Raw genomic sequence first — 12,528 nt, 5'->3', positions numbered from 1 at the left:
TTAGCTTTGTTTCGATGTCTATTGCAGCGTACAACCAAGACCATTCGCCATTTATCTTGACAGCGGTCTCGTCGACCGCAACCCGCTTCGGCTTCGCCTCAGGCGGGTTGTGACCGCTGTCAGCCAGTCGATGTACCCATTGCCAAACAGCTTGATGAGACCGTTCAACGCCGAGTAATCGAAGAATTTCTTTTGTCTCTCTAAGCGAACAACCGGTCGCGTGGAGCTGGACGGCGACACCCGTCAGGGTGTTCGCCGTCCGCTCACGCTCCCAAGTTTCTTCTAAATCCGTCTCAAAGCACTCGCTGAGCAGGTCTGCGAGCTTCATCCCAAATTAACTCAACGACCTGCTCGCTTCTCAAACTGACTTAACTAGACAGTGCCGGCCCTTCCAAAAATATTGCATGTCTGATAGGTTTATGAACCAACCTCCAACTGGTAATCCTCCGAACCGAGTGTGTCAAGCTCCTCCGTATGTTGTACACCGCCTCTTTCTTTGGACGTAATCCGCGGTATGAAAGACGATATTACGCTTTCAGATCGCAGAAGAACCCCGTCGGGCTGATTTGAGGCGGTAGGAAGTACCTCGACGAATCTCTGGACAAGGTTGTGGATTCAAAAATTGCTCGACGGAGGGGTAATGAGACCGATATCGAACGTACTCGAAGTGTCTATATGCTGGCCTATCTACTCTGTGCTCTCTATAGTATCTGGTCGCATTCTCTCAAACCATAGTAGACACTCGATTCCACCGACATCGGGCGTGTTAGCCGTTGAAAATTGCTCGACGGTGGTTTTGAATGCTAGATTCTGGTGAACACTCAATTAGTGACAGAGCGTCGAGGTGGTCTACTTGGTCTAAGAACAGTATACGGTGGGTGGAACAGCGATATTGACTCGTCTTCTGTTAATAACGCAGACACTGCCGTGTCGAGTGGGTCATGTGGAAGGGGTGGTGTGTCGAGTGGATGAGTCGATTGTCGTGAAAACCGCATGACGGCAGTCGGATTAGACAAAACCAACACACACACACCGCGTGTCGAGTGGCTAGGGGGAAACGGGGTCGAGGGTCTGACGAGAGTCTATTTACCGGCGACACCTTTACATAACAGCCGATATAACAGTAACCGTACTGGGAACAAAATACGTATAATTACAGTTGTTGTAGTAGTGAATTATTAACAACCGAGCTTCCGCGTCGTGTGGTTAACCCGACCCACTCGACATACGGTGTGTGTGTGTCCATTCCGACCGTGATTCCAACACTGTCTTGCGATTTTCACCTCTTTTCTGCCGACCCACTCGACACACCACCCGTGCCACTCGACACACTCGTCACGGCAGTCCCCTGCACTCGACGCACTCGACATGGTGGTGTGTCCATTCGACGCACTCGACACGGTGGTGTTCCCCTGCACTCGTCACACTCGACACGGTGGTGTGTCCATTCGACGCACTCGACACGGTGGTGTAGGTATTCGACACACTCGACATGAGGGTGTCCACTCGACGCACTCGACACGGGGGACCGCCCACTAGACACACTCGACACGATGGTGTCCACACGACATATTCGACAATCTAGACCCACTCGACACGGTGGTCACAAGGTTTAATGTGGTTGACCATTATGCCTTAAACAGAGGTTGGCACAGAACCCATGAAGCTTTTCAATACTGACACAGAGACACAGGTATTCCGCAACCGCGACTCGTTACAGGATGATTATGTTCCTGACGAGTTAGCGGGAGATACCCGAGACGACGAGATGCAACAGCTGGCAACTGCCTTACAACCAATCATCACCGGAGATCAGCCGGACAACGTACTCGTCCGTGGCCCAAACGGGTCTGGAAAGACCGCTGCTGTTCGAGTCGTGCTCAATATCTTGGACTATGAAATTGAATCAATTGAGGGCGTGAACTTCTCCTACGTCATCGTCAACGGGTCCCAGCACAATACGGGGTATCAGCTCACCCGCGACCTCGCAAATAAACTTCACCCTGATACCGACTTCCGACAGGGGCACTCGTACTCCGCTCTGTTGAACGCAGTCGCTGAGGGTATCAAGGGCCTCGACGGAGCAGTCGTTGTCGCTATCGACGAACTGAGCGACATTGACGATGTTGACAAGCTGCTCTACCTCCTGACTCGCTCGTCTTCGAATGATGCTTTGGCAGGGAAGCAGATGGGTGTCGTTGCGACGACGACCGATGCATCGTTTAAGAACGAACTGTCCCCGCACGTGAAGTCAACTATCGGAAAGCGGACGGTGAAGTTCGACGCTTACACCTCGAACCAACTGCGTGAGGTGCTGAACCATCGTGTTGAAAAAGCGTTTGCTGAGGGGTCCGTCGACGAATCGGCAATCAGTCTGTGCGCGGCACTTGCTACCCAACAAGGAGGTGACGCGCGGTTTGCGCTCGACCTGCTCAAATACGGTGGGGACATAGCAAACCGGGGCGATGGGAGGGTGACAGAGACGGAGATCAACCAAGCAAACGATATGTGGGCGAGAGAGCACGTTGATAGCATCGTCTCTGATTTCTCTCTTAAAGAGAGACAAGTCCTGTGCGCGTATATGGAACTCTGCGAAGTCGCTGACGTCACCTCCCCACGGACTGCCCAGATTGTTCGACGATACCAGACGCTCGCAGGTCGTTCGAAATCGGCAGAAGTCGTAAGTGACCGAACAGTTGCTCGATACCTTCAGTCACTCGTTGACGAGGGTCTACTTCGCAGTACCCTTCATCAAGACAAAGAAGGGACGTGGAGAGAATATGAGCCGGCTTTTGATTCAATTCACTACTTAGACGCGCTTCGGTCTGACGTGGACCGAGATAAAATCGCACCGCATGAGGATTTGGTGTCCATGATTAAACAGTAACTCAGAAATAGGCCTAAGTGTGACTCAAATTTCAAATTAATCCTATACCACTTCGATTCTCGCGTCTTCGCTGTCCATCATCTGCAAATATTTTTACCTCTCACTTTCTTACGGTAGATTGGAGAGCAATCTCCAAGGGGAGCGTTGGGTTCTGTGCCAAGATTCTCATCCGCTCCTCCTTTAAAACTGAAAGGCGCGGTCTTCTGTTCTGTTATGATATAAACAACACCACCGAGTAATAACGAAATGGCGTTACTTTTTTATATTTGGTGGGGGTGAATTATGAGTAGACAATGACAGCAGATGAAAAAGCGAGCGATGAACTTGGTGAAGCTGGACGTGGGTACATTACGCCAACTGAGGAGTCGGTTCTCGTTGACGGGGTCACCAGATCTGGCGAGGAGGCGGAACGTGACTATGTTCGGGTCGTTGAATCGCGTATCCGCAGTCGGCTGGAACGCCGTTTAGAATCCGACCTCGACATACTCGCGAGCAATATGCCCGATGAGTATGACGAGTTTGTAGAGACTGTTCGTGAGCACTCACTAGAGACTGGCCGCGAGTGGCGTGGTGGATTGAAACCGTTGAACGACGAGATGGTTCGACAGGCTGTCACCGCTCGTGCTGCGTCTGAGAGCGGTGTTGATGCTGATGAGGTGGATGCGGTCCTCGATGCGGTCGTCGAGACGCTCGCACAGTTCAACGCGAAAGACGACGAATCTGCTCAGTAGGGTACTCGCTGGGGTTATGACTACTTTGATGGCTCTATCGAATCCGCAGATGGAGACAGGTTTCATTATTTGACGGCTTGTTCAACGTTGTAGACTTCGGCAGCGATCGTAATCTCCCGGAACTGACGGAACCATGCAAACGCTCGGACGGCTTCCTCGTCCGAGTGTTTGATCACCGAGTTCATGCTCCATAGACCGAGCGCTGATTGTAGAGGTCGTTATTGATAAGTCATAATCTACTGTGCTTCTAAGTTGGATATTACAAGCCATCAACTACGAACTTGATTGAGACGTCGCCACCCCTCGGACAAGTCGAAGTACTTGTATACGAGTTTTCTCTGCGATCTCACAGAGTAAACTACTGAAACACCAGAACGTGGGTTGAGAAATTTCAGCGCAGTATCTACGAACATGTGTCGAGGATAGGTACCGTTGGTTTTAGCCCTCTAAAGAGAGTACAACCAATATATGGCAGTCCTGCCACAATCAGTTCTTAATCTATTCCGAGACCTCGGGGTCTTTGCTATCGGTGCAGGAGTACTTGTGTACATTGCGAGGCTCACAATACAGCAGTATTTTGATAAACAACTGCAATCGTACCAAACGAAACTTAACAAGGAGGAGGTGAGGTTTAGCGACCTACACCAGAAGAGAGCAGAGGTCATTGGAGAGTTCTACGTGCACCTGTCTGAGTTTGACCAGGATATGCGAGTGCTTGCTGACCCAATGCTATCGCGGGGGGATACATCTAGAGAAGAGAAGATTGAGATTGCCGCCGAATCTGGTGAGGAGCTTCGTAGGTTCTACCTAAAGAATAAGGTCTATTTTTCGTCTGATGTCTGCGAGACGATGGATGATCTTCTAAAAGAGTACATCGACATGTTCCATGACTTCTCCGTTGCGAAGATTCACGATTCAAAGGAGTCTCTTCCCGGTCCCGACGAACGAATAGAACAGTGGAAGGCAAACTGGGAATCACTCACAGAAGACGACATCCCCGATTTGAAGAACGACTTGGAGGGCCAGTTCCGAGACTTACTTGGTGTATCTAGACGTTAGCAAAGAGAGTTCAATGGCCCCTGTCGGAATTTTTGAGTTGTTTCTCCTACTGAGTTTGATGGAGTAACCATGAAAATATGGTTTCTCAGAAATCAACCGACTGAAGAAAATCTCACTTATCCTAATATTCGCTCTCAATATTGTTAATATGTGTTGTGACCTTGGGATGAAATAATTGATCCAATGTTGGCTCATTGGTTTCTGATCCATCCGTATTAATTGATATTTTCCTATCCAGGGTGAGAACCTTGGATTTGACTCTTTGTTCTAACTGATCTGTTCCTTCAACCCACATTCGACATTGAATTTCTTCAACGTCTCTGTCTCTCATTTGAGTGATGAATTCGGTGAGTTTTGGACGCATTTTATTACCATCTGTATTAGTATATTGAACCGATGGTTTCGCATTGAATGTCACCTCTTGTTCACGAGGTGCAATTCCTGTTTCACGGCCAAATTGCGTACCATGCTTATCAGCACGTCGTAACAATTCTTTTGAGACTTCAATACACAGGCCATCAATATTTTTTGGAAAAATCACTGTTCTAAGAGCTAACCCTGATATCTCAGAACCACTAAAGTTCGATAACTCCACGTCTATCGAGTTCCCATCGTAGTCATGATCTGTCACATATAAATCTCCGCTTAGTTCAGCCTTTTTCAGGTCAACTTGGGACTCTAGTATTTGCTTCTGTTGGAAGTAGAGAAAAACTAGTGCTCCAGATAACGAAGCACTCACAATTATACTTATTAGATTAAGAACATTCTCAACAGCTAAATACTCATGAAACCCTGCGATCGAGATTCCAGAGATTACAATTGCAATCAAATAAATAAGCTGTGAGAGCGTTATTTTGTCTGAGATGTTCTCATCCATAGACATTTTATAACTGTGTAGGATGGCATAAAGAATATGGCCATTCGTCTTCAGTTAAGACTCACACCTCGGTTGTGTAGCGGTAGCGAGCGTCTCTTGTAAGATCGGTCGCTGCTTGTGGATCTTTTGAGCGTCTTCGGTCAGTCGTTCAAGCAGCGGCGGTGGTGAGTAGCCGAGATACTCACCGAGTTTGTGGAGGAAAAGCTGGGCGTGCGACCGGAAGGTCGCCGCCCAGCGCTCTGTCGGAAACACGAGCTCATCATCCGCCTGCTCAGTCACCAGATCCAATAACTCGCGGCTTACAAGCAGCGACAGCAGTGCTGCGTATAGTAAGATCTTCATCACGTGTTCGTCGCTCGTGTTGAACTCATCCAAGTTGTACTGCGTCTTCAGCTCACGGAACAACAACTCAACTTCCCACCGACATCGGTAGATCTGTGCTAAATCAGCCGGGAAGAACTCTTTTCTCACCAAATTCGTCATGTACAGATGGTAGTCGTCGGCGTCTTCGTCGCGGACGCCGACGACGCGGAACCGCTTCGTATCCAGCGACTGCGTCCCGTTGTACGGTCCTCTTTTGAACTCGACTTCGACCTCTACATCGATGTACTTCCGGTCGAGATCGTCGAGAACAGCTCGGAGCTGCTTGCCCTCTAAGGGAATGGCGCGGCCGCGCCATTCCCGTAATTCCGACGTAATCATTGGGTTCGCGTTCTGTTTTAGCCTACTCACGAAGTAGCCGTCGTTCTCGTCGATCAGCGCAAACCGGCGGTACTTGAAGTAGGCGAGATCGAACAGCATGAGGCGGTTCTCGAGCCACGGCCCTGTCTTGAACAGCGTGCTATCGTGTGCTTTCTCGTCAGCAGTATCGATCCGTTCAATCGTCTGCTCGGTGGCATTGTGGAGCAGGTGGAGCTTCGCTCCAGCCTGCTCCTCGTGGCGGGCTTCGTACTCGTTGGAAAGGAACTCGTGCAACCGCAACACCGTTCCATCGGCGATCATTACATCTCTGAATCGGTCGATATTAGCGTCAACAGCGTCGGGAACAGCGACCTCGTCGAGACCGTGCTCGACGAGGTCGCGGAGGTACTCCGCAAGCGTCGGAGTCAACCGCTGATGAAACCCACTCGGTGAGATCGTCTCATCGGCAGTCGAGTTGTAACAGCGTCTAAACCCGGCGAGTGTTCGGCTTTCGCCTGCGGCGAAGCCGAACACGAATGTCCAGACGAAGGCAGGAATCTGAAGCTTTCGGTCACGTTCGACCACGCCGAGTTCCTCGGCGTGCTCTTTGAGGAACTCAGAGGGAAACAGTGTAGTGAGCCGACGCATAATTCGAGATGAGGAGTCCTTGTCGTGCACAGACTGGACTTCCTCATTCCTTCCGAAAGATGTCCCGATAAGCCACCGCAGTTACACGGTTTCTTGCTTAACTGAAGACGGATGAGAATATGGCTCTATTGAAATCTTCTTCACGTCTGGCGATTTGCTGAGGTGTGAATTTCCAACAACATCTGCCGACGGGTGCGAAAAGGGATTTTTTCGTGGTAACGTTGAAGGATCTGGCTCTGTTGAAACCCTCAGTTACTGGTAGTCTCTCGAGACCGTGCTGAATACAGAGCGCGAGTCGGTCACTCAGTTTCCCCAACGACGATACCACGTCAGGGAGCATCTACCTCTCACCAGATTACCTGCGTCCAATCTGGCGGCGGAGCAACTGCCTGCCCACATACCCAATACAGCCGAATAAACACCCCCGATTATTTACTATTGAGTTGATAGATGTGTTCACTATGTCTGAAAATCATGGACCTTCCCTTACTGGTGAATCTGATCCCTTCGTACCGTCCTCTTTTGAAGTAACTGACGACCCCATCTGGCGGTATACTACGCTCGCAAAACTGGTGAACATCTTACGAATGGGCGATAGCGTTGGGAAGGGTAAGTTGGTTTTTGGCAGGTCGGATGTATTCAATGACGAATACGAGGGAACGCTTCCCACTCCCAATCAGTCGTTTCAGCGACATATCTGGGACAATTTGATTTCTGATATTACTCAAATTAAGATTAACCTCGAAGATAACGGTACCAAAGTCATAGATCCTTCTATTGAACATGTGGACCAGCTAATGGAGGCCGACAAAAAGTTGGTCGTGTCGCAAAGCGGTCTAGAGTTTGCCCCTGGTGCTTTCAACTGAGAGGTCACAGCTCATTGTTGTTTTGGTGGAGCGTTGGAGCAGTTTGTCGAGGAACAATTGGTAGTACTCTGGATCGGCGTACTTCACCAGCCGAAGCTGGAGTATCGCCTCTAGTCCCTCCTTTGTCCAGCGCATCCACTGGTTCTTGCATCGCTTGCTGACTTCGCCCATCAGCCGTTCGACAGGGTTCGAGGTCCACGGCACCTCGAACCCCTCGACAGCATGCTCTGCAAACGTCACAATCGACGGCAACCACCGCCGAAGATACCCCGCAGCCTTCTCTGATCCGTACTGCTCCAATTGCCACGCTGTTTTCTCAATGCGGTCGGTCGTTCGCGCGATCCGTTCGCGGATCGCCGCGAACTCCTCGTTTGGCCGGTGCTTGGCGACAGAGTTCTTCAGGTGGAACACTTCATCTATCACCTCCGAGACGATTTCGTTGCGACGATCCAAGGAGAACACGCCGTCATCCCACAGATTGTAGTCCAACGTCCGGCCGACGTGGACAAGATCGAGTTGGTGATCACGGGATTCGTCGGTAAAGGCCGTGACAATGCTGCTATCGCCGTCACTGACGACCGTCGCGTCGTCAGTGACTGCGTCGATATCATCGAGTTGGGCATCTGTGTCGTCCCAATCAGCGTTGACCGAGAGATCCAGCAGCGACCGTGACTCGTCGGCGGTGTCTTCGCCGAGCGTGGCTTGGACGGAGTGGTACGAACGGTTGTCGTCTTGGCTGTGACACTTCGTACCGTCAGGAATGATGGCGTCAGCCTCTGTATTAGCGACACAGTCCGGAAGGAACTGCTTGAGCTTACTGCCGTATTCTCGGGCGCGGCGGTTGATCGTGGTCGGCGACGGCATCTCCGGGAGGATGCCGTCGCCGTGGTCAGCAGCATCACGATAGCTGAGAGAGGTGGCGAGATCGACGCTCTTGGCAGCGATGTCCTGCTGATAGCGGTTTTGCCCGTCGAAGCTGAGAACATCTTCGATGGGGCGGGAGTAGCTGGATTCGTCGTGGTCAGCGGCGGTATCCTCGACGTAGTGGAGAGAGAACTCGTGTTCTCCGGCGGTTGTGACGGCTGTGCGGGTATTAGTTCCAGCTCGTTGGAATCGCTGCTGACCGTTGCCGGTGGCGTGTTTTTCGCCACAGAGCGCCTCGACGCGGGCCGCGTCGAGGCTCTCGACCAGTCCTTCGAGGAGAACTGATTCGACGTTCTGGTCAGTGATGAACTCAGCAAGCGTGGCCAGCGGTATCGTTTTGTCCTCGTCGATGCTAATCGTCAACCGTACGTCGATTGTGGCGTGCATGGGTTGCCTCGTGGGTGGACACCAGAGGCGACCCGTTCCTCACGGGAGCCAGTTGCTACTGAACTCTAGAGGACTTTGCGACACGACCAAAAAGTTCAGGAACCGAATGCGGCAGCTGACGTTCATGAATTGCTGGCGTCAAGACGAATATGAAAGCAGCAGTATGTGGCGATCATACACTACTTCGTCTGATGGCGTGGTAATCAGGTCAAATATCGAGTCGTTCATTGAGTCGTTTGAAGACTGGGATGGAAGATTATTCATTTCGAATGTTGCTTATCGAGATTTTAATACCGGCTCTCCTTTTGATTTAGAATCAATGGACATAACCGCTCTCTCCCCTTATTTCTTGAAGCGGGAGGAGTTCAAAGATGAGCGAGAGATCAGGGCTGTGTTGACTGACTATAACGACCCCGCTATGTATCCTGTTCATAGCGTTAGTGATGTTCCCGAACCAACAGGTGAGGTGGTACGAGATGCTTCCGTTGATCTGAATCAACTCATCGATTCGATTGTGGTCCACCCTGAGTCTAAGCCTTATTTGATAAAGACAGTCCGCCACATTCTGGAGAAACATGGGCTTGACCCCGAATTAGTCGTTAAATCAGCATTGAAATCGGGATCGGGATCTGAAGACTGATTCGGACGCGCTTAGACAAGTGCGAATGCGTTGAATTGTTCTCTTCGGCGCTGCTTCCGCCGGACTAAGTGAACGAACACTCCGGCTTGCCCCTCGTGAGCGGTGGCGCTATCTATAGACGGGACATTTGGATTAGTTTCTGACAATTGCGGACATTAGCCGATTTGAATAACTTTTCTAGCCCACTTTCCCCGTAATCTAGACTAACTAAGTGGCAAATCAACGCTAAAATTACCCAAACTCCGAAACTGTATGTACCCCGACCAATAAATTCGGTATAGCGATATATGATTCATTGAGTAATTTCGGCAGCGGGCCGATATTTTGCTAATCCTCATTGTCTGTCGACGACAACGACACAACAAAAATGGTATTCCATCTGAGTACTTTTTGCTCTCCCCGAAAATTTTGAATCTTAGAATCACCCTCTGGTGAAGGTCTGGCCCTCCCCGGCGAATCTGGTGGGATCTTAGACAGAAACCTTGGGTAAAGCATTGGAACACCTCTGAAACCGGAAGTACAGGTATATGTTTCCATGGCTCTGTTGAACTCCTCAGAGATGGACAGGAATAGCTGACACAGACAGAGGCAGTTCCTGGCCCTGGGCAATTTGCGGCTGCTTGATCGTCAACGTGATAATAGTGGCGAGCTCGCTGGTTAGGATCTCGGACATACATTGTCCCTCACACCCCGGGCAGAGGACTGGCTCCTGGCTACCATGGCTGGCACAACTATAGTGGAGTCTTTGTGAGCACGAATGGGAATGATGAATTAATCACACAAAACATAGGGTATATACTTTCTGCAGAACAGCTTGTAGAAATCTCCACGTAACATCCGTGCTTGTGACATAGAGGTTAGTCAGAGAGTGGAGTTGTTCTCACGTTAGAGCAGTGGACAAAAGACAATCAAATACCGCGAGAAGTTCACTGAATCACCCCAAATTAGGCGAAAACCCTCCGCGTGCGTTGCCACTAGTGTCCATACCGTTTGTGCGCCTCATCGATGGGGAGAACCTCAAACACTTGAACCACTTTTGCTTTCTCGTCGATGTCATAGAACGCCGTGTAGGTCCGTCCTATGTGGAGCCGATAGATCTTCTCACCGTCAACAACGAGACGCTCTTTGTCTCCCTTCCCACTTCCTGGATAGGGGTCTTCAGCTAGTTTCTTGAGATTCTCTTTGCAAATCCGCTCGCTCTTCGCCCCCAGAGCATCAATGTATTCGAGGGCGCTCTGTTCTACCAGTAAGTTGTATTCAGCCATAGAAGAGTCCGTATGTGTTCCAGTGCGCGATCACCAGTCGTCGACGTCTACTTCGACAAACTCGCCAGTTTCGCGCTTCTCGCGTACCATTTCCGCCAACCGATGCTCCTTGAATTCTTGAATCATCTCCTGGAGGAGGTCGTCGTAAGTTTGCCCAGCTTCCTTCATTTCCGCGAGTTCCCGCCACCGCTCTTCGGTGACAGGGATACGTTTCTCGGCGCTCATGTACAAGACTTACAGTCCTTACAATATGTGTCTTTCTCATAGGTTCCCTCTTGGGGTCATCGTATCGCGTCAGTAGAATCGTCTATTCGCCGTAGTCAGAGTCTTCCATTTCCTCTACGAGGGCCCTCGCTTCCGCTAGCAACTCCTCGTCGAGGTCGTCTCTATCTCTGTCAACTGGGTTGGGTTCGACGTCAGGTTCATCGTCAATCGGTTCGCTATCTTCATCCTCCTCGTCTTCCCATGGTTCCCACCTACGGAGCAGGTCGACTGTCTCGAGGTGGTCCGCGGGAATTGCGTCTTTGAATTCCTGCGGTATCTGTTCCCAGTTCACTGCGACTGCAACCCAACGTTTGGATGGTAACCGATCCCAGTATTCGTGAGGCTTATCGCTTGGTGCTGTCCGCCCAGGTAGTGCCGGGTCGCGCCACAGTACTTCAGAGGTCACCGGGACATGGCGGTTCGACAGTTCGTCACGTGCTATCTGTTTAATCGTACTGAGGTCACTCATTGCGATGTCGTGTTTATCACAGATAATTCGAAACTCGTCTGAAAACGAGACGAGTTGTTCTATTTTTTCGGCCCCATCGCGATGGCGTTCATCGACTATAACGACGACCAGTCCGAGCGTCACCTTTGTGATGCTCTTCTGGTTGCCGAATTTGTCGAGGTTCAAGGCCTTCACGGCGTTGACGACGTGTTCGCGCTCGTGTGATGCAAGCGGTAGTCCCGAACAAATCGCCTGTGTCACACGCTTCTTGTCTCTCTCTGATTCGCGTGCGCTGTGCCCACCATCTGATTGGTGCCTCCCTTCGTGCAACTGGCGGAGTCGCTCACCCCCATCATCGCTTCCTTCTGTGCCAATACGCGTCGCCATTTGACTGTCATAGCCGGTGAGGTCGTACCCATCATCGTCTCGGTCGGGTTCTTCCCGTGAGGCTTCGATACTGTCCTGGCCGGGAACGCGTCCAGGCTGCGTACCCCATCCGCGTTCAGCCCGTGTTTTTCTGACTCGTGGGTCGACTGATCGTTCGTGTCTGTACTCTGCACTGTCGTGGTTGTCGCTGGGCATAGTTGTCACTCCAAGTTGACGTGTTTTCTCGGGCGAGAGAATGTAAGTTGTGGAGCACCAGTGGCTGGTGGTGTCATACACGGACGAATACCCTGAGCGAAGGACGTGCCTTCTACTCAGAGTCTGGATTAGTCGTAGAACAATCGGAACGCCGTGGCGCTCCTCTCTCATTTACACGTATTGGGAGCGTGTCATAGAAAGCCTCCCAAGGGAGGCCGCAGGGTTTGGAAACTGTGTCCACCAGCTCCAACGCCCTGCAAGACGTAGCT

Annotated in this window: 11 protein-coding genes and 2 pseudogenes; 5 read left to right on the top strand and 8 right to left on the bottom strand. The window is 50.9% G+C overall.

Annotated elements, in window-relative coordinates:
* Positions 1-328 (bottom strand): annotated as a pseudogene (locus tag AM590_RS19910) (DDE-type integrase/transposase/recombinase); the annotation flags it as partial.
* Between the two features lie 1,332 nt (positions 329-1,660).
* On the opposite strand from AM590_RS19910, the gene AM590_RS10805 reads away from it, so the two are divergent.
* Both AM590_RS10805 and AM590_RS21130 read left to right on the top strand, forming a co-directional pair.
* Complete coding sequence (locus AM590_RS10805; protein ID WP_058827494.1) at positions 1,661-2,887, top strand: Cdc6/Cdc18 family protein; 1,227 nt, start codon at positions 1,661-1,663, stop codon at positions 2,885-2,887.
* Between the two features lie 293 nt (positions 2,888-3,180).
* Entirely contained in the window at positions 3,181-3,618 is a 438-nt protein-coding gene (locus AM590_RS21130; protein WP_253805927.1) for a hypothetical protein, read from the top strand.
* A 65-nt stretch (positions 3,619-3,683) separates the two neighbouring features.
* Here the strand turns inward: AM590_RS21130 and AM590_RS21125 are convergent.
* Positions 3,684-3,844 (bottom strand): annotated as a pseudogene (locus tag AM590_RS21125) (IS5/IS1182 family transposase); the annotation flags it as partial.
* A gap of 242 nt (positions 3,845-4,086) precedes the next feature.
* On the opposite strand from AM590_RS21125, the gene AM590_RS10790 reads away from it, so the two are divergent.
* The gene (locus AM590_RS10790) at positions 4,087-4,677 is read left to right on the top strand and encodes a hypothetical protein (RefSeq protein ID WP_058827492.1); all 591 of its coding nucleotides are present in this window, start codon (positions 4,087-4,089) and stop codon (positions 4,675-4,677) included.
* A 121-nt stretch (positions 4,678-4,798) separates the two neighbouring features.
* On the opposite strand, the gene AM590_RS20500 is transcribed toward AM590_RS10790, so the two are convergent.
* Both AM590_RS20500 and AM590_RS10785 read right to left on the bottom strand, forming a co-directional pair.
* Positions 4,799-5,554: a hypothetical protein gene (locus AM590_RS20500; RefSeq protein ID WP_157575456.1), complete on the bottom strand. Its 756-nt coding sequence runs from the start codon at positions 5,552-5,554 to the stop codon at positions 4,799-4,801.
* Between the two features lie 54 nt (positions 5,555-5,608).
* The gene (locus AM590_RS10785) at positions 5,609-6,883 is read right to left on the bottom strand and encodes an IS4 family transposase (protein WP_008458021.1); all 1,275 of its coding nucleotides are present in this window, start codon (positions 6,881-6,883) and stop codon (positions 5,609-5,611) included.
* Positions 6,884-7,344: 461 nt separating this feature from the next.
* Between AM590_RS10785 and AM590_RS20495 the strand changes: the two genes are divergently transcribed.
* Positions 7,345-7,749, top strand: a complete 405-nt coding sequence (locus tag AM590_RS20495) for a hypothetical protein (RefSeq protein WP_157575455.1) — start codon at positions 7,345-7,347, stop codon at positions 7,747-7,749.
* Here the strand turns inward: AM590_RS20495 and AM590_RS10775 are convergent.
* Positions 7,720-9,060 carry an ISH6 family transposase gene (locus AM590_RS10775; RefSeq protein ID WP_058827490.1) on the bottom strand — a complete coding sequence of 447 codons (1,341 nt, stop codon included), beginning with the start codon at positions 9,058-9,060 and terminating at the stop codon, positions 7,720-7,722. The genes AM590_RS20495 and AM590_RS10775 overlap by 30 nt on opposite strands.
* 106 nt (positions 9,061-9,166) lie before the next feature.
* On the opposite strand from AM590_RS10775, the gene AM590_RS20490 reads away from it, so the two are divergent.
* The gene (locus AM590_RS20490; protein WP_157575454.1) at positions 9,167-9,700 is read left to right on the top strand and encodes a DUF2971 domain-containing protein; all 534 of its coding nucleotides are present in this window, start codon (positions 9,167-9,169) and stop codon (positions 9,698-9,700) included.
* A gap of 974 nt (positions 9,701-10,674) precedes the next feature.
* Here the strand turns inward: AM590_RS20490 and AM590_RS10765 are convergent.
* The 3 genes from AM590_RS10765 to AM590_RS20485 form a co-directional block, all read right to left on the bottom strand.
* A complete protein-coding gene (locus AM590_RS10765; RefSeq protein WP_058827488.1) occupies positions 10,675-10,965 on the bottom strand; it encodes a type II toxin-antitoxin system RelE/ParE family toxin in 291 nt (96 codons plus the stop codon).
* A gap of 30 nt (positions 10,966-10,995) precedes the next feature.
* A complete protein-coding gene (locus AM590_RS10760; RefSeq protein WP_058827487.1) occupies positions 10,996-11,190 on the bottom strand; it encodes a hypothetical protein in 195 nt (64 codons plus the stop codon).
* Between the two features lie 82 nt (positions 11,191-11,272).
* Entirely contained in the window at positions 11,273-12,259 is a 987-nt protein-coding gene (locus AM590_RS20485) for a hypothetical protein (RefSeq protein WP_157575453.1), read from the bottom strand.
* Positions 12,260-12,528 lie beyond the last annotated feature (269 nt).

Origin of the sequence: Haloferax sp. Q22, assembly GCF_001482285.1 — an archaeon.
Classification (GTDB): Archaea; Halobacteriota; Halobacteria; order Halobacteriales; family Haloferacaceae; genus Haloferax.
This window is presented reverse-complemented; position numbering and strand designations above follow the sequence as displayed.

Coding starts and splice junctions, on each gene's coding strand:
- AM590_RS20495 (WP_157575455.1), top strand. CDS start 7,345: ATGTCTGAAAATCATGGACCTTCCCTTACTGGTGAATCTGATCCCTTC.
- AM590_RS10790 (WP_058827492.1), top strand. CDS start 4,087: ATGGCAGTCCTGCCACAATCAGTTCTTAATCTATTCCGAGACCTCGGG.
- AM590_RS10765 (WP_058827488.1), bottom strand. CDS start 10,965: ATGGCTGAATACAACTTACTGGTAGAACAGAGCGCCCTCGAATACATT.
- AM590_RS10785 (WP_008458021.1), bottom strand. CDS start 6,883: ATGCGTCGGCTCACTACACTGTTTCCCTCTGAGTTCCTCAAAGAGCAC.
- AM590_RS10760 (WP_058827487.1), bottom strand. CDS start 11,190: ATGAGCGCCGAGAAACGTATCCCTGTCACCGAAGAGCGGTGGCGGGAA.
- AM590_RS20500 (WP_157575456.1), bottom strand. CDS start 5,554: ATGGATGAGAACATCTCAGACAAAATAACGCTCTCACAGCTTATTTAT.
- AM590_RS10805 (WP_058827494.1), top strand. CDS start 1,661: ATGAAGCTTTTCAATACTGACACAGAGACACAGGTATTCCGCAACCGC.
- AM590_RS21130 (WP_253805927.1), top strand. CDS start 3,181: ATGACAGCAGATGAAAAAGCGAGCGATGAACTTGGTGAAGCTGGACGT.
- AM590_RS20485 (WP_157575453.1), bottom strand. CDS start 12,259: ATGCCCAGCGACAACCACGACAGTGCAGAGTACAGACACGAACGATCA.
- AM590_RS20490 (WP_157575454.1), top strand. CDS start 9,167: ATGCGGCAGCTGACGTTCATGAATTGCTGGCGTCAAGACGAATATGAA.
- AM590_RS10775 (WP_058827490.1), bottom strand. CDS start 9,060: ATGCACGCCACAATCGACGTACGGTTGACGATTAGCATCGACGAGGAC.